We start from the raw sequence: 19,517 nt of genomic DNA, 5'->3' as shown, positions 1-19,517 counted from the left end.
ACCCCGAGTGGCCGTCGGACGCGCCCGGCGGTCGGCGGCATCGGCATCTCTGGCCGATCAACCGCTCGGTCTCTACGACGACCCGTCGTAGACCGATCGCACCCGTCCAACTAAGGTGGTTGGCTATGACCGCGTCAAGCGACGACGAGGCCGTCACCGACCTCGCGTTGGCGGCCGCACGCGGGAACGAGCGAGCGCTCGAGGCTTTCATCAAAGCGACCCAGCAAGACGTTTGGCGTTTCGTCGCCTATCTTTCCGACGCGAATACCGCGGACGACCTGACGCAGGAGACCTTCCTACGAGCGATCGGCGCGATCGAGCGGTTCTCCGGACGATCCAGTGCCCGAACCTGGCTGCTGGCCATCGCGCGCCGTGTCGTGGCCGATCACATCCGCCACGCTCAATCGCGGCCGCGTACCGCCTCCGGCGCGGATCCCAATCACTTCATCAGCGGCGACCGCCATGCCCGAGGGTTCGAAGACCTGGTCGAGGTGACCACGATGATTGCCAAGCTCACCACGGAGCAGCGGGAGGCGCTGTTGCTCACGCAGCTGCTCGGGCTGCCCTACGCCGACGCCGCGGCGGTCTGCGGGTGCCCGGTCGGCACCATTCGATCTCGCGTTGCCCGGGCCCGCGATGCGCTGCTGGCTGACGCGGAACGCGAGGACCTGACCGGCTAGTCAAGCGCCGCAACCCATTCGGCGGCCTCTTCGGGGGTGCCAACAGCTGCGACTCCGGCCGGAAGTCTCGGTCTCGCGACCATCACCACCGGAATGTCCAGCGCGGCGGCCGCGTCCAACTTGCCGCGGGTCATGTCGCCGCCGCTGTTCTTGGTGACCAGCGCGTCGATGCGGTGTTCGCGCAGCAGCGTCAATTCGTCGTCGTAGTGATACGGGCCGCGCGACAACAGCAGCTGGTGCTGACGCGGCAGCGACGCGGGGTCCGGCGTGGTGACCGCGCGGATCAGAAACCACGCGTCGCTGTCGGCGAAGGCGTTGACACCCGAACGCCCGGTGGTGAGGAAAACGCGTGAGTAGCCCTGCTTGGCAACGGTTTTCGCCGCTTCCACGTCTGAAGGGACGACGATAGCGTCGCCGGGCGTCCACGCGGGGCGCGCCAGCACCAAGTGCGGTATCCGCAGTGCGGCGCATGCTTCGGCGGCGTGCGCGGTCATGGTCGCGGCGAACGGATGGGTGGCGTCGACGACGGCGCCGATGTGTTCCTCTTGCAACCAGCGTTTTAGTCCGTCGACGCCGCCGAAGCCCCCGATGCGAACCGGACCAACCGGGAGGGCGGGATCGGGGACGCGCCCGGCCAGCGAGCTGATGATGTCGACCTGCGGGTGCAGGGTTTTCGCCAGTGCGCGGGCCTCCGATGTGCCGCCGAGCAGCAGGACGCGCATCAGTGCCGGCTCCCCCGGATCCGCTCGGTGGAATACAGGTAGCTATCGGTAAACCCCTCGGCGGCCAGGACATCGCCGACGATGATCACGGCGGTCTTGGTGATGTTGGCGTCGTGCATCTGGCCGGCGATGTCGGCCAGCGTACCGCGCAGCACGGTCTGCTGTGGCCAGCTCGCGAAAGCCACCACGGCGACGGGGGTTTCGGCGCGATAGCTCTTGAGCAATTGCGGGACGATGGCGTCAATCTGGGCAGCGGCCAGGTGCAGCACCAAGGTGCCCCCGGATAGGGCCAGCGTGCTCAGCTCCTCGCCCGGCGGCATGGGTGTCGATAGGGTGGCCACCCGGGTCAGCGTCACCGTCTGGGCCACCCCGGGGACCGTGAGCTCACGCTTCAACGCGGCTGCGGCAGCGGCGAAAGCCGGTACCCCCGGGACGATTTCGTAGTCGATGCCCAGCGCGTCGAGTCGCCGGCACTGCTCGGCCAGCGCACTGTACAACGACGGATCACCGGAGTGTAGCCGCGCCACGTCATGGCCCGCCGCATCGGCGTCGGCCATTTCGGTGACAATCTGTTCGAGCGTAAGCGGTCCGGTGTCAATGATTTTCGCGTCTTCGGGGCAGAGCGTCAGCAGGTCTTCGGGCATGATAGAGCCGGCATACAGGCACGTTGGGCAGCTTTCGAGGAGCCGCTGGCCGCGGACCGTGATGAGGTCGGCGGCGCCGGGTCCCGCGCCGATGAAATACACCGTCACTTGGTCACCGCCCATTGGGTGACCGGATATTGAGGGCGCCAACCGGTGAAGCCACCCAGCGGCTCGCCCTGGTAGTGCTGAAAGCGTCGCAATTGGCCGCCATAGCGCGAATGTGACTGTGCGAGAAGTGATTCTGATTCAGCTGTGACCGCGTTGGCCACCAGCCGTCCGTCTCGGGGCAGGTGGTCCAGGCACGCGTCGAGCAGGCCGGGCTGGGTCAGGCCGCCGCCGACGAAGATGGCCGCGGGCGCTTCGGCGCCATCGAACCCCTCCGGCGCCTCGCCGAGGACGTCGATGCCGACGCCAAAGGACGCGGCGTTGGCTTCGATGTTGCGGCGGCGCCGTTCGTCGCGCTCGAACGCCACCGCGCTGCAGCCCCGCCAGCTTAGGCACCACTCGACGCTGATGCTGCCCGAACCCGCGCCGATGTCCCACAGCCGCTCCCCCGGCCGCGGCGCCAGCGCGGCCAGGGTCGCCGCCCGGACCCCAAGTTTGGTGATCTGGCCGTCGTGGACGAACGCGTCATCGGGATACGGCGACATGCGTTCGTCGGGCAGGTAGCGGACGGCGACCAGGTTGAGGTCGTCGACGTGTTGCGGTGGGTCGTCGGCCCATTGGCGGGCGGTGCCGTCACGGCGGCGCTCGGTTGGGGCGCCGAGGTTTTCGAGAACCGTGAACTCGGAGCCGCCGCGCCCGTGCGCGGCCAGCAGTGCAGCCAATTCCTTCGGTGTGGCCGCGCTTTTCGACAGCACGATCGCCCGGCCGCCGCGGCGCACGGCGGTGTGCGCCGGCGCAGTGACGAGGCTGATGACCTCGGTGTCGTGGACGTTCCAGCCCATCCGCGCGCACGCCAACGTCACCGAGGACACGTGCGGCAGCACCCTGACTTTCTGGGGACCGTACAACCGGATCAGGGTACCGCCGATGCCGTGCAGGAGCGGGTCTCCACTGGCGACGATGTGGATTTCGTCGTCTACGGGTAGCGCTTGCAGCGCGGGCAGCATCGGTGACGGCCACTCCCGGCGGGGCGCGGTCACTGTGCCGTCGAGCAGGTCGAGCTGTCGTCGGGATCCGTAAATTACTGTGGCCCTGTGCAATTCGGAGCGCGACGATTCCGCGAGCCCAGCCATGCCGTCGGCGCCGATACCGACAACGATGATCATCGGGGCATCCTGCGCCAGATGAACTGCGGCAGCAGCCGCATCACGAAGAACATCGGCCGCAGCGACCACGGGATCCACACGGTGCGTCGGCCCTTGACTAGGGCCCGTGCCGTTGCGGCGGCCACTTGCTCCGGGGTGCTCGACAGCGGCGCGGGCCTCATGCCCTCGGTCATACGTCCGATGACGAAGCCCGGGCGCGCGATGAGCAACCGCACGCCGGTCCCGTGCAGCGCGTCGGCCAGGCCGCTCGCGAATCCGTCCAGGCCCGCCTTCGCCGAGCCGTAGACGTAGTTCGCGCGGCGCACCCGTATTCCGGCGACCGAGGAGAACACCACCAGCGAGCCGCGGCCTGCCGCGCGCATGGCCGCGGCAAGGTGGGTGAGCATGCTGACTTCGGCGACGTAGTCGGTGTGGACGATGGCGACCGCGTGGGCGGCGTCGGTCTCGGCGCGTGATTGGTCGCCGAGGATCCCGAAGGCCAGGACCGCGGTGCCGATGGGCCCATGGTCGGCGACGATCGAGGCGACGAGCGGTCCGTGCGACGCCAGATCGTCGGCGTCGAATTCTGTGGTGTGCACCGCTGTGGCGCCGGCGGCTTTGAGGGTGGCGATCTGGTCGTCGAGCTGATCGGACCTGCGGGCGGCAAGCACCACCGTCGCCCCGGGCGCCAGCCGCCGCGCCAGCTCGATGCCGATCTCGCTGCGGCCGCCCAGGATTAGTACCGGACCTGCGCCCGTGTCGTCCACGGCTGCGATTATCGCCTGCGCTAGCGTGGGCGGTGATGGCGAATACCACTACCCGGCTCACCGACGATGCGCTGGCCTTCCTGTCAGAACGTCACCTGGCCATGCTGACCACGCTGCGAGCCGACAATTCGCCCCATGTGGTCGCCGTCGGTTTCACCTTCGATCCCAAGACGCACATCGCGCGGGTGATCACGACCGGCGGCTCGCAGAAGGCCGTCAACGCCGACCGCGCCGGGGTAGCCGTGCTCAGTCAGGTCGACGGCGCGCGGTGGCTGTCGCTGGAAGGTCGGTCGAAAGTGAACAGCGACGCCGAGGCCGTGCGCGACGCCGAGCTGCGCTACGCCCAGCGCTATCGGACACCCCGGCCCAACCCGCGGCGGGTGGTCATCGAGGTGCAGGTCGAGCGAGTGCTGGGTTCCTCGGATTTGCTGGACCGGGGCGAGTAGGTTCGCGCTCAGTCAGCTCCGGATGTCACGCCACAGCGTGAAGAGCGGCTTGCCGTCTTCGGCCAGGTAAGAGCGCCTGATGGTGTCGATAGATGCGTCCAGATAATGCGATAATTCGACTAATCTGTCGTGGGCTCCAATTGCGACAGTATTGCCACTGCGATCAATGAGAGTACGTCGCTCCCGCCCAGCAAATTCCTGCTTGCCAATTTGATATCCCTCTCGCAATTCTTCTCGCTCAAAAGGGGCTCGTATGGATGGAAGTTCGTCGCCGCGAACCGAGCCGCCGAATACTCCATAGAGATACTTCTCTATGACCGGCATGGAATTTGCTGCGAACTCATAGTACTCCGGGCCCAACCGGTCAGAATCAGTAATAACATACCAGCCGTCCATGGTGGCGATAAAATATCGAACTTCGCCGCCTGTGTTCCATATAATGGTCCGGCCATCATTCGTTTGTGACCCCTGGATCATATCGAGTCCAGCGAGCTGAATCCACGCAATTAAATCGGGCGAAAGATCCACAGCGGTCGTCACTTCAGCAGCACCCCTTTTTGTACTAGCTCGTCGACAGGGCGTGGGAAGCCCTCGTCGTCGAATACTCGAACCTGGATCGATCCCCCCGGTTGTCCCACACCGGGTGCAACCTCCGACACCTCGATGGTCCATCCCTCAGGCAACTTACCGAATTCATATGCGTTATATGGGTCGCGTAGCGAGTCGACATGAAGGGCGCGTTGCTCCCACGATGCAGGTTGACCATCTTCCACGACGGCCAGATATTTTCCATTAGTCCTGCCAACACGGTCAAGTTGCGAACCATAGTCTCTCAAGAACTTTTCAGGGTCAGTGTAGGCGATCTTTGTCCCCGGTACAGCACCATCGTTAGGCGGAAAATTGACCCAGTGCTCATGCATATCACCGATTTTGTTAAAGCGCTCAGCGTATTGTTGCTCGCTATAAGGGTGCCCGGCCGGATCCCGGCCGAAAGGCGCCTCAGGATCCTTAATCAGTTGAGCAATCGACGGCTTGATCTGGCTTGGATCAGCAGGATTATCCGCAAAGTCCCAATGCTCCGGCAAGGGTTGGCCATAAACCGGGTCAATCGGTTCATCTGGCAACCGATGCCATCCATCACCGGATGGCTCGTGGGAATGTATGGGATCGTGACGCTCACCGTCTGAGAAGCTGCCATGACCAGGACCGGGCGAACCATCGCCTCCCGGCGGGAGTCCGGGCGGGCGATCACCCGGCAACCCTCCATCGGCGGCGCGGTGCGGACCGCCACCGTCGCCGGAGTGACCACCGCGCGGACCACTGTCGCCGGGCGCGTGCCAGCCCCCGCCCGGCAACTCAGTCGCACGACCTTCCGGCAGCGTGGAATGCGGCGCTGCAGAAGAGAGCGACGGCGCCGATGGATGAGACGCGGCGGCTGCGGGTTCGACGGGAGCGCCACTAGGCGCTGCTTGCACCGGAGCAGGCGGATGATTACCCAGCTCCGGCACAGTTGCCGGAACACGTTCGCCCGCGGCAGCAGGAACGGATGGCGGATGCGATGCAGGTGCGGTTGCCGGTATCGGCTCACGCGGGCTCCCGGCCGGCACTGAATCAGGTTCATGCGGACTACCTGCCGGCGCTGACACCGGTTCATGCGGTTGACCACCCACAGGATCGTGCGGACCGCCCGGCGAAGCATGCGCCGGCGCTGGCGCGGTACCGGCCGGATCGCGCGGACCGCCCGCCTCGCCCGGCCTGGGCTCGGCAGTTGGCCCGTGAGGTGCACCCGGCGCCGCATCGGACGCACGTGGCGCCGGACCGACCGGCGCCTCAACCAGCTTAGGAGGCAACGCAACGGGCTGGCCGCTGACCGGAGGCTCGATCTTGGGCAGCTCTCCGGTCACGCCTTCGAGGTCTTTGGTCAGGCTGCTGCCCTTCCCGGCGATATCGGCCAGTGCACCGCGAGGACCCACCACACCCGCGAGCCCATCGGCCGCTCTGCCGGCGGCGCGCTCCGCCTGGACTGCCGCCTCGGCGCCCCGCGCGGCCGCCCCGGCGCCATCGGCCGCCGCAGCCGCTTCACCGCCTCCCGGAATGAACAGCGTCGCGACATCGAAAGCGTTTTCCCCGAGCCCCAATCCCGGGCGAGCCGTACTCCAATCATCAAGGTGCAGAACGCCTTTCAGCTGCTGCAATTGAGCTTCGCCGGCCTCCTGCGGGTTGATCACGGCGTTGAAGAGGCTTCCCTTCCAGAGGCTTTTTCCCAGCCCCGCCCAGGTCGACGCCGCACCTTGGGGATCTATGAGAAACCAGCGCGGGTCGAGGTCCGCCATGGACGTCGCCATCCCGACGGCGCCCTTCAGAACTCCCTCGTTGGCGTTGGCAAAGACATCGAAAACCGTAGCCACCTGGTTGCCGACCGCGTCGCCCAGAAACTCTTTGAGTTCGCCCCGCACGTATTTCTCCAGCTTGACGACCAGGCCGTCGACGACCCCCATACCCAGCTTGACCGCCTGTTCGGAGGCCCGGGCTTCCCGCCCCAAGTTGTGCAGCACGTCGTTGACGTCCTTGGCGATCTTCTTGATCTCGTCGAGCGCATCGCCTTTGACGATCAACATCAGGTCGTGCCCCAGGTCGGTCAATGACCCCAGCCGGTTCAGCAGGTCGCGGATCGCGTTCTGCGCCCGCCCGACGTCGTTGGCGAAATTGTCGAGCGCTGTCGCGATCTTCGAGGAAGCCTCGAAGATTTGTCCCATCCCGGTGGCGATGTGCGACAACGCCTCGTCGATCTTGCCGCCCTCGGGTATCTGCTGCGCGGCCAGCAGCGACTTCGAGGCGTTGAGTGCGCCCTGCATCCCAATGACCGACGTGGCGAAGCCCCGCCAACTCGCCGCGGCCGCGTGCATCCCGGCCACGTCGCCGTCCGGCCACACAGAGTCCACGAACGACTGCACCACCGCCCACAGCAGCGGCGGCGGTTCCCCTTTCCCCCAGGTCCCCGGCGGGCCGGGCGCCGAGATCTTGGCCGGCTCGGCCGGGGCCTGCAGCGCGCCGTCACCGCCACCCAACGTGGACGCCGCCTCGGCCTTCGAATAGTTCGACGCGCCCTGCTGTATCAGGGCCCCGCTCTGCCGGCAGGCGTTGACCGCGGCGGCCGCGGCCTTCAACAGCGACCCGGCCGCGTCCTGGTAGCCGAGGCCGAACACCTCGCCGGCGGCATCTATGCCGGTATGGGCCGCAAAACCCGCCGTCAACACGGTCAGATTCGCGGCCAGACCATCACCGGCGGCAGCCACGGCGCTGCCGGCGGCGAACAGCGCCTCAGGATCAACCGCCAACGGGCCCACGCGCGAAATTCTCGCCGACGGCCCTGCGCGACGCTATTCACCCAGGTCGCAGGGCGAGAAGACTCACCTAGCGACGCGCAACGTGATGCGGTGCCGCCCCGCCGGCACGGCGACAGTCGTCCCGGCCGGCTCACCGTCGAGCTGCACCGAGGCCCCGTCGGGCAGCCCGCCGAGCGTGATCCGCGCGGCCTTGTCGGTGGTGACGGTGATCGTCGACGACGGCAACGCGGCCAGCCCGGCGCGCGCAACGTCGACCGTGAGGCCGGCGACGCCGTTGAGACGCAGCGTCAGGTACGGCAGCGCGCCGACGGGCCGGCCGACTTGCCAGTCCAGCTCGCTGTACAACCCGGGCGTCGGCTCGAAGTTCAAAAGCACGCCGCGGTGGTGGCGAATCGTGTGCGTCGGGTCCGGACGGGCATACGACCGCGCGTCGACCTCGGCGACGGCCCCGCGCCGCGCGGTTACCGAGGGATCGGCGGTCAGCTCCGAGAGCCACCAAACCTGGTGGGGCCCGATACCCAGATCCGCGCGCACCAATTGCGGATACCACGCGAACGTGATGTGTCCCGGATCCGCTTGGCGCAGACCGGTTCCCATGTGAGCGATCGGGTCCTCGAACTTGTCCTGCAGCACCCAGGCGAGGTGGTCCTCGAGCGGATAGACGGTGAACCGATGGCGGTAGCCCAGCCGGTCGAGTTCGAGCACCTGCTCGGCTGCCGACGCGAACGGTACCAGTTCGTCGACCAGCCCGTGGGCGATTACGTACGGCAGCCAGCGGGCGTTCACCAGCAACTTCCAGGTGTCACCCTCCCGGGCGCAGGGCGAGTCCAGGTCGAGGTCGGCCGGGATGTCGACGTCGGGCAGCAGCCGCACCCCGCACGCCGGCGGCCCGGCCAGGACCACCGCCTGCGAGAAGACCTGCGGATAGCTCAGCCCGAGCTTGTAGGCCGCATACCCGCCCATCGAATAGCCGGATATGACAGTGCGATTGGGGTCGGTGCCCAGCTGTTCGGCGACCCGGGCCCACACCTCCCACACGTCGAGTTCCCCGGTGTCGAAGTACCAGGTCGACGGGCCCCGGGCCAGCGGGGTGATCACCACCGAGTCGCGGCCCTCGCACACCTCGTGCAGCAGCCGCGGGTCGATCGCCGCGAACTGGCTCTGGCCCAAGGCAAGCGAGTGCAGCAAGAGTGTCAGCGGCAGCGCACGACCCGGGGTGTAGCTGGACGGCAGGCAGACCGAATACGGCTGCACGCGCCCGAGGAATTGTGGCTTGGTGCTCAAGATGTCGTCGCCCGACAAGCCCTGACCGAGTTCCACCGAGGACACGTACCAGCGGGTCGACGGGCCGGTGAGCACCGGCTCGGGCTCGGTTTCGCGGGCCGCCAGCCGGGCCCACGGCACCGTCACCGCGAACGCCGACACGTCGCCGCGCGTCAAAGCCGCGGCCTGGGCCGCGTCCGACCAGAAGTTCAGGTGCGGCGGCTCCTGCTCGTTGGTGCGAAACGCGACGTTGTAGACGTTGGGCTGCCCGGGCAGCGCACCGTGTTCGGCGGGCACGTCGCCGAACCCGTCCCCCGCCGCGTTGGCCAGCCCGGCCGCCAGCCGGACCGTCCAGCTCCCTTCCGGTTCCACCAGCGACCGCGGGACCTGCGCAATAAACGACCGCGACTGCATATCCACGCTGTGCTCGACCGGCGTCGTCGCCTGCGTGGTCAGGTCGATCAACGTGGCGCCGCGCCCCGAGAGCAGCAGGGCCGTGTCGATGCCCGCCGAGCGCACGCCCGCCCCGGCCGGCCAGTCGGCGGCGGCCGTGCGGGCAGGGTCGGTGTCAAACGTGAACAGCGCGACGGGCACCGAGGCGTCCAGCAGGGTGTTCCAGTCGACCCGCCACCAGGTGTGGGTGTCGGTGAGGCCGACGGCGACGCGGAAGATGTCGGCGCCGTTGCGGGCGGCGGGCCCGCCCGGATAGACGTAGGTGCCGCGCGGCGGCGCCTGGATTTTCAGGTCCCCGACCGGGATGCCCGTCGCGCCGTGGTCGTCGTAGAGGAAGTCCGTCCAGAACAGGGCGCCGCCGGCCAGCCGGCCCGCGCCGCAGGTGCGCGGAAACTCCTCTCCGAATGGCCAATTCGACGGCACGGGCAGCCGCGGCTCGGGGCGCCGCGCGGCCGGCGGCACGCCCTCGGGCATGCCGTCGACGACGACGAGTTCGCCGGGCGGCGCCGGCGCGGGCGCCGCGGGGTGCAGCAGCGCGTCGGCGACATGGCGCGCGATGCGCAGCGGAAGCAGCGTGAGGTCCAGGATCGACACGTCGCCCAACCTACGCGGCGCCACCGTCATGCCAGCTAGGGCGCGGGCACCACGATCAACTCGTGCGGCCGGTTGTTGACCGCCAGGGCGCCGTCCTCGGTGACGACGACGATGTCCTCGATCCGGGCGCCCCACCGGCCGGGGAAGTAGATGCCGGGTTCGACGGAGAAGGCCATGCCCGCCGCCAACGGCAGGTCGTTGCCGGCGACGATGTACGGCTCCTCGTGCACCGACAGCCCGATGCCGTGCCCGGTGCGGTGCACGAAGAACTCCGCGAGCCCCGCCTCGGCCAGCACGTCGCGGGCGGCGGCGTCGACCTGCTCGGCGGTGACGCCGGGACGGACCGCGTCAAGCGCGGCGCGCTGGGCTCGTTGCAGCACCGAATACTGTTGTGCTACATCGGATCTCGGCTCGCCAATGCTGTAGGTGCGGGTCGAGTCGGAGTGGTAGCCCGGCTCGTAGGCACCGCCGATGTCCACGACGACGACGTCACCCACCTGCAATTCCCTATCCGAATAGCCGTGATGCGGGTCGGCGGCGTGCGGGCCCGAGCCGACGATGATGAACGCCACCTCCGAATGTCCTTCGGCGACAATCGCTTCGGCGATATCCGCGGCGACGTCGGCCTCGGTGCGGCCCGGCCGCAGGAACTCCGGCACGCGGGCGTGCACCCGGTCGATGGCCGCACCGGCCTTGCGCAGCGCGTCGACCTCGCATTCCTCCTTGACCATCCGCAACTCGCGCAGCAGGTCGGTGGCCAGCACCGGCAGCACGCCCAGGACCTCGGCCAGCGGCAACAGGTGCAGCGCGGGCATGGAGTCGGTGACGGCGGTCGCGGCGGGTGCGCCGCCCAACGCCTCGCTCACCAGCAGGTAGGGGTCGTCGCCGTCGACCCAATCCCGCACTGCCATGCCCAGTTCCGCAACGGCGGACTCCTTGAGGGAGGCCAGCTCCAGTCGGGGCACCACGATCGTCGCGTCGCCGGTGGCCGGCAGGACCAGCGCGGTGAGCCGCTCGAGGGTCTGCGCCCGCGAGCCGACGAGGTAACGCAGGTCGTAGCCCGGGGTGATCACCAGGCCGGCGAGCCCGGCGTCGGCGGTCGCCGCGGCCGCCGCGGCCAGCCGGCGCGCGTACACCCCCGCGTCGAATCGATGCGAGTCCATGGCAGCCAGATTAACGGCGCTGGCAGGATAGCCCGCATGCCCGAACCGCTTGTGCTCCTCGACGGCGCCAGCATGTGGTTCCGTTCGTACTTCGGCGTGCCGTCGTCGATCAAGGCGCCCGACGGTCGGCCCGTCAACGCCGTGCGCGGCTTCCTCGACTCGATGGCAGTCGTGATCAGCCAGCAGCGGCCCGGCCGGCTGGTGGTGTGCCTGGACCTGGATTGGCGGCCACAATTCCGGGTCGACCTCATCCCGTCCTACAAGGCGCACCGGGTCGCCGAGCCCGAGCCGCAGGGCCAGCCCGACATCGAGGAAGTGCCCGACGACCTGACGCCGCAGATCGACATGATCATGGAGTTGCTCGACGCGTTCGGGATCCCGACGGCGGGCGCCGAAGGTTTCGAGGCCGACGACGTGCTGGGCACGCTGGCGGCGCGGGAACGCACCGACCCGGTCGTCGTGGTCAGTGGCGACCGCGACCTGTTGCAGGTGGTCGCCGACGACCCCATCCCGGTTCGGGTGCTCTACCTGGGCCGCGGGCTGACCAAGGCCACGCTGTTCGGGCCGGCCGAGGTGGCCGAGCACTATGGCGTGCCGCGGGAACGGGCCGGGCCGGCCTACGCCGAGCTCGCGCTGCTGCGCGGCGATCCGTCCGACGGCCTGCCCGGCGTCCCGGGTGTCGGCGAGAAGACGGCGGCCACGCTGCTGGCCCAGCACGGCTCGCTGGAAGGCATCCTGGCCGCCGCCCGCGACCCGAAGTCCAAGATGGCCAAGGGTTTACGGGCGAAGCTGCTGGACGCGATCGACTACATCGAAGCCGCCGGCAAGGTGGTGCGGGTAGCCACCGACGCGCCGGTCACGCTGTCGACGCCCACCGACGCGCTGCCGCTGGCCGCGGCCCATCCGCGACGCACCGCCAAGCTGGCGACCGAGCTGGGGGTCGGGTCGCCGGTGGCCCGGCTGCAAAAGGCGCTCGACGGCCTGCCCGGCTGACGGCCCTACTGGGGCCGGCCGACCTCGTAGGTGCCCTTGTTGTCCTGGAAGGTCACCGTCACGTGCTTCTTGGCGCCGTCGATGCTGACGTCGCAGTCGAAGGTGGCGCCCTTCTTGACGACGGGGTCCTGGCCGTGGTTGCAGGAGACGTCCTTGACGTTCTTGGCGCCGTAGCCGTTGGTCTCGTCGGTCAGCACCTGCTGCACGCCGGCCTGCGCCTTGTTGACGTCCAGCTTGGTGGTGACGAAAAACCCGGGCTGCCAGAAGCCGAGCACCAGCACGACGGCGATCACCAGGAACGCAATGACGCCGACCACGCCGCCGATCAGCGCCATCGAGCGCTTCTTGGCGGGCTGCTGGTCGTAGGGCGCGTACTGCTGCGGGTATTGGCCGGGCTGGCCGTACTGACCCGGCTGACCGTATTGGCCGTACTGGCCGGGCTGGCCCGGCGCCGGCTGGCCGTACTGGCCCGGCTGGCCGTACGGGGCGTACTGGCCGGGCTGGGCGTATTGCTGGGGCTGTTCGCCGTACTGCGGGGGTTGGCCGTAGCCCGGCTGCTGGGGGTACTGCTGCGGGTACGCCTGCTCGGCCGGTTGCTGGTATTGCGGGTAGTCGGCGGGCGGCGTGTAGGCCGGGGCCTGCCACGTCTGCTCCTGGCCGGGCTGCTGCTGCGGCGGCTGCCAGTGCGTTGGCGCCACCTGGGTGGGCTCCGAGGACTGATCGCCGCTCTGACCGGGCGGTTGCCACTGGTGACCCGGGTCCGACCCCTGCGGTCCGCTCATTCCTTCTCCTCAGTTCCCTTGTGTCTCGCGCTATTAGCGCCATGTAACGGTAGCTCGCGCCCAGCCTACCCGGCGTCAACTGCGACGACGCCGCGCCGGACGTCATTGATGGCCCGCTTGGCGGCCGCGCGGAGCTCCGGATCGGGCGCGGCGTTGCGAACCTGGTCCAACAAGTCGAGCACCTGGCGGCACCACCGCACGAAGTCGCCCGCCGACATTCCCTGTTGGAGCGAGCCGCCGCCGGACACATCGGCGACGGCCAGTGCCGCGGCCAGGTCTCCCGTCCGGGCCCACCGGTAGATGACGTTGACGAAGCCGTCGTCGGGTTCGCGGCTCGGGGCGATCCTGTGTGCCTGCTCGTCGGCGCGCAGCGCGATCGACAGCCTCGAGGTCTGCTGCAGCGCCTGCCGCAGCCGCTGGGTGGGCACCTCGGCGGCCAACGCCGCGCCGGCACCGTCACCGCCGCGGGACTCGTACAGGACGGCCGAGACCACCGCCGCCAGCTCGGCCGGTTTCAAACCCGCCCACGCGCCGGTGCGCAGGCATTCGGCGACCAGGAGGTCGCTCTCGCTGTAGATCCGGGCCAGCAGCCGGCCGTCGTCGGTGACATGCGGATCGGTGGCCGGGCCCTGGATGAAGCCGCGTTCGGTGAGCAGCCCGACGATCCGGTCAAACGTGCGCGCCAACGAGTTGGTGGCCGCGCCGACCTTCTTCTCCAGCTGCGCGTTGTCGCGTTCGATGCGCAGGTACCGCTCGGCCTGGCGCATCTGGGGCTCGAGGTTGGGGGCGTTGTGCGCGGGGTGCCGGCGCAGTTCGGTGCGCAGCGACGCCAGCTCCGGGTCGTGGAACGCGCCGTCCCCGTCGCCGCGACCGCCGCGGCGCGCAGTTGGAACGGCCAGCCCGTCGGCCGCCGACCGCAGGGCAGAAGCCAGGTCGCGGCGCACCCGCGGCTGACGATGTTCGACGCGCTTGGGCAACGGCATCGAGCCGACGGGTGCCGTCGCGCCCGAATAGTCCGCCGACGAAATCCTTCCCGCCCAACGGTTTTCGGTGAGGACCAGCGGGCGCGGGTCGGAGCTGTCGCGCGCCGACTCCAGCACCACCGCCAGCCCGCCGCGCCGGCCGTGGGTGATCGTGATGATGTCACCCCGGCGCAGCGCGGCCAGCGCATCGCTGGCGGCCTGCCGTCGGTGCAGCCGCGACGCGCGGGACTGCGCACGCTCCATCTCAGAGATCCGCGCGCGCATCCGCGCGTATTCGAAGATCGGCGCGTCGTGGCCGCCGAACTCGGCGGCGATCTCGTCGAGCATCCGCTGGCCGCGCTCGATGCCGCGGACCAGGCCGACCACGGAACGGTCGGCCTGATACTGGGCGAACGATTGCTCGAGCAACTGGTGCGCCTGCTCGGGGCCCATCTGCTGCACCAGGTTGATCGTCATGTTGTACGACGGCGCGAACGAGCTGCGCAGCGGAAAGGTGCGGGTCGACGCCAGCCCAGCCACCGCCGACGGTTCGGTGGTTTCCTCGCTGGGATTCCACAGCACCACCGCGTGGCCCTCGACGTCGATGCCGCGCCGGCCGGCGCGCCCGGTCAGCTGGGTGTACTCCCCCGGCGTGAGCGGCACGTGCTGCTCGCCGTTGAACTTGACCAGCCGCTCGAGCACCACGGTTCGCGCGGGCATGTTGATGCCCAGCGCCAGCGTCTCGGTGGCGAACACCGCCTTGACCAGGCCCGCGGTGAACAGCTCCTCGACCGTATGGCGGAACGCCGGCAACATCCCGGCATGGTGGGCCGCCAGCCCGCGCAGCAATCCCTCGCGCCACTCGTAGTAGCCGAGCACCGCCAGGTCGGCGTCGGCCAGGTCCCCGCAGCGGTGCTCGATCACCTCGGCGATCTGCGCGCGCTCCTCCTCGGTGGTGAGCCGCAGCGGCGATCGCAGGCACTGCTGGACGGCGGCGTCGCAGCCGGCCCGGGAGAACACGAACGTGATTGTCGGCAGCAGGCCCTGCGAATCCAGGATGCCGATCACGTCCGGCCGCGGGGGCGGCCGGTAGAAGCGCGGGCGGGAAGGTCGCGCCGTCCGGCCGCGCCGCGGCTGCCAGTCCGATATGCGGTCCGCCTCGCGGCGATGGGCGATGTGGCGCACCAGGTCCGGGTCGACGCGCGGCTTGCCTGCGGCGTCCGGCACGGCGTGCGAGTAGTCGAACAGGTCGAACAGCCGCTTGCCGACCAGCACGTGCTGCCACAGCGGAACGGGCCGGTGTTCGTCGACGACGACGGTGGTGTCGCCGCGCACGGTCTGGATCCAGCCGCCGAATTCCTCGGCGTTGCTCACCGTCGCCGAGAGGCTGACGACGCGCACCTCGTCGGGTAGGTGCAGGATCACCTCCTCCCACACCGGGCCCCGCATCCGGTCGGCGAGGAAATGCACCTCGTCCATCACCACATACGAAAGGCCTTGCAGCGCAGGCGAATCGGCGTAGAGCATGTTGCGCAGCACTTCGGTGGTCATCACCACGACGGGCGCGTCGCCGTTCACCGACATGTCGCCCGTCAGCAGCCCGATCCGGTCGCGGCCGTAGCGCTCGCTCAGGTCGGTGTGCTTCTGGTTGCTCAGCGCCTTCAGCGGCGTGGTGTAAAAGCATTTGCCGCCGGACGCCAGGGCCAGGTGCACGGCGAATTCGCCGACCACGGTCTTGCCGGCCCCGGTCGGCGCGCACACCAGCACGCCGTGGCCGCGTTCCAGCGCCTCGCACGCGCGCCGCTGAAAGTCGTCGAGCGTGAAGCTCAGTTCCGCGGCGAAGCGGGTGAGCTCGGGCAGCTCGGTCACGCCGCTGCCGGATCGCGCGAGGGTCCGCAAATGTACGTCGACATCGGCGTGTCGGTGTGCAGACACGCGCTCTCGCGCAAGGGGGGCCTAGGTGACGTCGTCATGCTGCCCGGCCGTGAACGACGGCTCCGGTATCGGCCCCGGTATCGGCTCGGGCGGCTCGATGACCGACGCCTCGTCGTCGGGAATTGTGACCTGGGCTTCGCGCTTGGCCTTGCGCCGGTCGTGCAGTCGGGAGATCTGGATGGCGAGCTCGAGCAGCACCGACAGCGCGATCCCCAGCGCCGTCATCGAGAACGGGTCCGATCCGGGCGTGAAGATGGCCGCGAAGGCGAACATGCCGAAGATCAGGCCGCGCCGCCAGGACTTGAGCCGCTCGTAGCTCAGCACGCCCACCGCGTTGAGCATGACGATCAGCAACGGGAACTCGAAGCTGACCCCGAAGACCACCAAAAGGTTGATCAGGAAGCCGAAATACCGGTCCCCGGACAGCGCGGTCACCTGCACGTCGCTGCCGACGGTCAACAAGAACCCCAGCGCCTTGGACAGCACGAAGTAGGCCAGCACGGCGCCGACGACGAACAGCACCGCGGCGGGCACCACGAACCCGACCGCGAAGCGGCGCTCCTTCTGGTAGAGCCCGGGCGTGATGAACGCCCACAGCTCGTAGAGCCAGACCGGGCAGGCCAGCACGAGCCCGGCCGTCAGCCCGACCTTGAGGCGCAACATGAACTGGTCGAACGGCGCGGTGGCCAGCAGCCGGCACTGCCCGTCGGCGCTGATGCTCGCCCGCGCCGATTGCGGCAGCGAACAGTACGGGTGGCGCAGCCATTCGCCGAGGCTCTCCAGCCCGAAGATCCCGTGCGAGTACCAGAAGAACCCGAAGATCGTCGTGACCAGGATCGCGGCCAACGAGATCAGCAGCCGGGTGCGCAGCTCGGTCAGGTGGTCGACCAGCGACATCGTCGCGTCGGGGTTGGTGCGGCTGCGCCTGTTGCGCGGGTTGAGCCGTTTCAGCAGGCCCGCGGTGCGCGCCGAAACCTTGAAACCTTTCACGGTGGTCTTTGCGGTCGATCAGGGGCGCTCGGGCACCGCGGCGGCGCGGCTAGGCCGGGCGCGCTTCGGTGTGCCCCTGCTCGGTGGTCGCCGGCGGGTCGACCCGCTGCGACTGCACGGGCTGGGGGGTCTCGATGGAAGGCGCCTCGGACTTGCCTTCGGTCTGCATTTCCCGCATCTCGGACTTGAAAATGCGCATCGACTTGCCCAGCGAGCGCGCGGCATCGGGGAGCTTCTTGGCACCGAACAACAGGATCACTACGACAGCGAGGATCGCCCAGTGCCACGGACTAAGACTGCCCACTTTGATTACCTCCAGACGTCCACCCGATGCTACCGCAGCAACGGTCGCGGCTATTGTGGCCGCGCCGCGACCTGGTAGGACTCCAGGGCGGCCGCGGCGGCATCCCGTACACGACGGGCCAGCGACTCCGGTTCGAGCACCCGCACCGCCGACCCGAAGCCCAGCACCAGCCGGGTCATCCAGTCCTCCGAGGCGTAGGTCATGACGGCCTCGCACGAGCCGTCGGCCAGCTCGAGCACCTCGCGCATCGGGTAGTACTCGAACATCCACGAGGCCGCGGGCGCCACCCACAGCCGCGCCGACGGCAGCGACGGGTCGCCGTCGAACAGCGACGTGTCCGGCGGCGCGTGCAGCGCCGGTTCCGGCGGGGCCGCCGGCTCGCCCAGCTCGGTGGCGTCCACGATCCGGTCGAAGCGGAACAGCCGGACGCCTTCGGCTTCGCGCGACCATGCCTCCAGATAGCTGTGCCCGCCGATCAGCAAGACCCGGATGGGGTCGACGACCCGGCTGGTCAGGGTGTCGTGCGAGGCGGAGTAGTAGTCGATGGCCAGCGCGCGCTTGTACTGCACCGCCGTGCGGACGGCCGCCGCGGCGCGGCTTTCGACGGGTGCGGGCTCGTCGACTGCCGCCACTGCAGCCGAAGCGTCGTGCCCGACGGCGCCGGCGGCGGCCTCGATCTTGGCGATCGCGCTGCGCGCGGCCTCCGGGTCGACGACGCCCGGGATGTCGGCCAGCGCCCGCAGCGCCACCAGCAGGCCGGTGGCCTCCGGCGACGTGAGCTTGAGCGGCCGGTCGATGCCCGCCGAGAACGTCACCTCGATGGTGTCGCCGGAGAACTCGAAGTCGATGAGGTCCCCCGGGTAGTAGCCGGGAAGACCGCACATCCACAGCTGGTTGAGGTCCTCCTCCAGCTGCTTCTCCGACACCCCGAGGTCGGCCGCGGCCTTGGCCCGGGTGACCTTCGGGTTGGCCTGGAAATACGGGACCATGTTGAGCAGCCGAACGAGCCGGGTGGACACGGGGGTCATGAGCTGTGCACCCCCGCATGCGCACGCAGCCGCGCCAGCACCTCGTCGCGCAGCGATTGCGGCTCGAGCACGACGGCGTCGGCCCCATAGCCGGCGATGTCGCGGGCCAGCTGATCGCCGGATCCGATGCCGAGCTCGATCACCTCGCCGTCGCGGCCCGCGAGCTGCTGCGCCCCGGTCGACCTGCCGGCGCGGCGCAGCGCGGTGGCCCGCCCGTCGGCGACCCACACCCGGGCCTGCCCGACGGCCGGCCACTCGCTGACCGTCTGGGCCACGATCTTGCGCAGGTCGAGGCCGTCGGGCACGGTGACCGCGCCGGGCGGGCCGATCGGCGCGACGTCGGCCCCGATCCGAGACAGCCGGAAGGTGCGGGTGGCGTCGCGGTCGCGGTCGTGGCCGACCAGATACCAGCGGCCCTTCTCGGTGACGACGCCCCAGGGCTCGACGGTGCGCGTCGTGTAGGGCTCGGCCCGCGATGGCCGGTGCGGAAATTGCACCGCCTGACGGGAAGCGATGGCGGACAGTAGGATTCCGAGCACCTCCTCCGACCCGCGCAGGCCCGGCACGCCCGCCGGGGACGCGATGGCCACCGGCGCGTCCGGGTCGACGTCCACGCCGGCGGCGCGCAGCTTGAGCAGGGCGCCCTGGGTGGCGGTGATCAGTTCGGGCGACTCCCACAGCTGCGTGGCGACGGCCACCGCGGCCGCCTCGTCCGGGGTGAGGTCGACCGGCGCCAGCGCGTAGGCGTCGCGGTTGATCCGGTAGCCCTCGGTGGGATCCATGGCCGACACCCGGCCGACCTCCAGCGGGATGCCGAGGTCGCGCAATTCGTTCTTGTCGCGCTCGAACATCCGCGAAAACGCCTCGGCGCTAGGGCTGTCGGAGTAGCCGGCGACGCTGGACCTGATCTTTTCGGCGGTGACATAGCCGCGGGTGGACAGCAGGGCGATCACGAGATTAACCAGCCGCTCGACTTTCGAGGTCGCCATTTGTCCCAGGTTATTCGATGGTCCCCGCGCGGCGCTTACGCCGGCGGGCCGCGTCGCACGATTCACGGCGGCCACACCGGTCGCGAGCTGGCCGGGGGCACTGACTCTGAAACTTGATGGCGCCGGCGCTATCACGTTTGCGGTTCAAAAATGGGGTGCCGCAACGGTGCCGATGTGACTGATGTGACTGGCCGTGAACCGACCA

17 protein-coding genes are annotated in these 19,517 nt (G+C 69.1%); 3 read left to right on the top strand and 14 right to left on the bottom strand.

Annotation, left to right across the window (positions count from 1 at the left end; translation table 11 throughout):
* Positions 1–125 precede the first annotated feature (125 nt).
* Entirely contained in the window at positions 126–680 is a 555-nt protein-coding gene (sigC, locus tag AC5Y4S_RS20745; protein ID WP_500034648.1) for an RNA polymerase sigma factor SigC, read from the top strand.
* On the opposite strand, the gene AC5Y4S_RS20740 is transcribed toward sigC, so the two are convergent.
* From AC5Y4S_RS20740 to dprE2, 4 genes are read right to left on the bottom strand one after another with little or no spacing between them, the layout of a single operon-like run.
* Positions 677–1,402 (bottom strand): cobalt-precorrin-6A reductase, encoded by a 726-nt coding sequence (locus AC5Y4S_RS20740; RefSeq protein WP_500034486.1) that lies wholly within the window; start codon positions 1,400–1,402, stop codon positions 677–679. The genes sigC and AC5Y4S_RS20740 overlap by 4 nt on opposite strands.
* Positions 1,402–2,154, bottom strand: coding sequence for a precorrin-4 C(11)-methyltransferase (gene cobM, locus AC5Y4S_RS20735; protein ID WP_500034647.1), 753 nt, complete (start codon positions 2,152–2,154; stop codon positions 1,402–1,404). Before cobM ends, AC5Y4S_RS20740 begins: the two co-directional genes overlap by 1 nt.
* Complete coding sequence (cbiE, locus tag AC5Y4S_RS20730) at positions 2,151–3,317, bottom strand: precorrin-6y C5,15-methyltransferase (decarboxylating) subunit CbiE (protein ID WP_500034485.1); 1,167 nt, start codon at positions 3,315–3,317, stop codon at positions 2,151–2,153. Before cbiE ends, cobM begins: the two co-directional genes overlap by 4 nt.
* Positions 3,314–4,063 (bottom strand): decaprenylphospho-beta-D-erythro-pentofuranosid-2-ulose 2-reductase, encoded by a 750-nt coding sequence (gene dprE2, locus AC5Y4S_RS20725; RefSeq protein WP_500034484.1) that lies wholly within the window; start codon positions 4,061–4,063, stop codon positions 3,314–3,316. Before dprE2 ends, cbiE begins: the two co-directional genes overlap by 4 nt.
* Positions 4,064–4,098: 35 nt before the next feature.
* Between dprE2 and AC5Y4S_RS20720 the strand changes: the two genes are divergently transcribed.
* The gene (locus AC5Y4S_RS20720; protein WP_500034483.1) at positions 4,099–4,509 is read left to right on the top strand and encodes a F420-dependent biliverdin reductase; all 411 of its coding nucleotides are present in this window, start codon (positions 4,099–4,101) and stop codon (positions 4,507–4,509) included.
* A 12-nt stretch (positions 4,510–4,521) separates the two neighbouring features.
* Here the strand turns inward: AC5Y4S_RS20720 and AC5Y4S_RS20715 are convergent, their stop codons facing one another.
* The 4 genes from AC5Y4S_RS20715 to AC5Y4S_RS20700 form a co-directional block, all read right to left on the bottom strand.
* Positions 4,522–5,049, bottom strand: a complete 528-nt coding sequence (locus AC5Y4S_RS20715) for a TNT antitoxin family protein (protein WP_500034482.1) — start codon at positions 5,047–5,049, stop codon at positions 4,522–4,524.
* Positions 5,046–7,856, bottom strand: coding sequence for a TNT domain-containing protein (locus AC5Y4S_RS20710; RefSeq protein WP_500034481.1), 2,811 nt, complete (start codon positions 7,854–7,856; stop codon positions 5,046–5,048). Before AC5Y4S_RS20710 ends, AC5Y4S_RS20715 begins: the two co-directional genes overlap by 4 nt.
* A 63-nt stretch (positions 7,857–7,919) precedes the next feature.
* Complete coding sequence (locus AC5Y4S_RS20705; RefSeq protein WP_500034480.1) at positions 7,920–10,196, bottom strand: alpha/beta hydrolase-fold protein; 2,277 nt, start codon at positions 10,194–10,196, stop codon at positions 7,920–7,922.
* Positions 10,197–10,201: 5 nt separating this feature from the next.
* Positions 10,202–11,329 carry a M24 family metallopeptidase gene (locus AC5Y4S_RS20700; protein WP_500034479.1) on the bottom strand — a complete coding sequence of 376 codons (1,128 nt, stop codon included), beginning with the start codon at positions 11,327–11,329 and terminating at the stop codon, positions 10,202–10,204.
* Between the two features lie 36 nt (positions 11,330–11,365).
* Here AC5Y4S_RS20700 and AC5Y4S_RS20695 point away from each other — a divergent pair, with 36 nt between their 5' ends.
* Positions 11,366–12,322 (top strand): 5'-3' exonuclease, encoded by a 957-nt coding sequence (locus AC5Y4S_RS20695; protein ID WP_500034478.1) that lies wholly within the window; start codon positions 11,366–11,368, stop codon positions 12,320–12,322.
* Between the two features lie 5 nt (positions 12,323–12,327).
* On the opposite strand, the gene AC5Y4S_RS20690 is transcribed toward AC5Y4S_RS20695, so the two are convergent.
* The 6 genes from AC5Y4S_RS20690 to AC5Y4S_RS20665 form a co-directional block, all read right to left on the bottom strand.
* Positions 12,328–13,104: a DUF4333 domain-containing protein gene (locus AC5Y4S_RS20690; protein ID WP_500034477.1), complete on the bottom strand. Its 777-nt coding sequence runs from the start codon at positions 13,102–13,104 to the stop codon at positions 12,328–12,330.
* A 65-nt stretch (positions 13,105–13,169) separates the two neighbouring features.
* Positions 13,170–15,935: a DEAD/DEAH box helicase gene (locus AC5Y4S_RS20685; protein ID WP_500034646.1), complete on the bottom strand. Its 2,766-nt coding sequence runs from the start codon at positions 15,933–15,935 to the stop codon at positions 13,170–13,172.
* An 87-nt stretch (positions 15,936–16,022) separates the two neighbouring features.
* The gene (tatC, locus tag AC5Y4S_RS20680; RefSeq protein ID WP_500034476.1) at positions 16,023–16,991 is read right to left on the bottom strand and encodes a twin-arginine translocase subunit TatC; all 969 of its coding nucleotides are present in this window, start codon (positions 16,989–16,991) and stop codon (positions 16,023–16,025) included.
* A gap of 49 nt (positions 16,992–17,040) precedes the next feature.
* Positions 17,041–17,295: a Sec-independent protein translocase subunit TatA gene (gene tatA, locus AC5Y4S_RS20675; RefSeq protein ID WP_068105216.1), complete on the bottom strand. Its 255-nt coding sequence runs from the start codon at positions 17,293–17,295 to the stop codon at positions 17,041–17,043.
* 50 nt (positions 17,296–17,345) lie between these two features.
* Positions 17,346–18,323 (bottom strand): helix-turn-helix transcriptional regulator, encoded by a 978-nt coding sequence (locus AC5Y4S_RS20670; protein ID WP_500034475.1) that lies wholly within the window; start codon positions 18,321–18,323, stop codon positions 17,346–17,348.
* Positions 18,320–19,312: a helix-turn-helix transcriptional regulator gene (locus AC5Y4S_RS20665; protein ID WP_500034474.1), complete on the bottom strand. Its 993-nt coding sequence runs from the start codon at positions 19,310–19,312 to the stop codon at positions 18,320–18,322. The genes AC5Y4S_RS20670 and AC5Y4S_RS20665 overlap by 4 nt, the downstream gene beginning before the upstream one ends.
* Positions 19,313–19,517 lie beyond the last annotated feature (205 nt).

The sequence above is a fragment of the Mycobacterium sp. NGS64 genome, assembly GCF_059812245.1.
This window is presented reverse-complemented; position numbering and strand designations above follow the sequence as displayed.

Coding starts and splice junctions, on each gene's coding strand:
- sigC (WP_500034648.1), top strand. CDS start 126: ATGACCGCGTCAAGCGACGACGAGGCCGTCACCGACCTCGCGTTGGCG.
- AC5Y4S_RS20705 (WP_500034480.1), bottom strand. CDS start 10,196: ATGACGGTGGCGCCGCGTAGGTTGGGCGACGTGTCGATCCTGGACCTC.
- AC5Y4S_RS20720 (WP_500034483.1), top strand. CDS start 4,099: ATGGCGAATACCACTACCCGGCTCACCGACGATGCGCTGGCCTTCCTG.
- AC5Y4S_RS20740 (WP_500034486.1), bottom strand. CDS start 1,402: ATGCGCGTCCTGCTGCTCGGCGGCACATCGGAGGCCCGCGCACTGGCG.
- AC5Y4S_RS20700 (WP_500034479.1), bottom strand. CDS start 11,329: ATGGACTCGCATCGATTCGACGCGGGGGTGTACGCGCGCCGGCTGGCC.
- AC5Y4S_RS20695 (WP_500034478.1), top strand. CDS start 11,366: ATGCCCGAACCGCTTGTGCTCCTCGACGGCGCCAGCATGTGGTTCCGT.
- AC5Y4S_RS20690 (WP_500034477.1), bottom strand. CDS start 13,104: ATGAGCGGACCGCAGGGGTCGGACCCGGGTCACCAGTGGCAACCGCCC.
- AC5Y4S_RS20665 (WP_500034474.1), bottom strand. CDS start 19,312: ATGGCGACCTCGAAAGTCGAGCGGCTGGTTAATCTCGTGATCGCCCTG.
- cbiE (WP_500034485.1), bottom strand. CDS start 3,317: ATGATCATCGTTGTCGGTATCGGCGCCGACGGCATGGCTGGGCTCGCG.
- AC5Y4S_RS20670 (WP_500034475.1), bottom strand. CDS start 18,323: ATGACCCCCGTGTCCACCCGGCTCGTTCGGCTGCTCAACATGGTCCCG.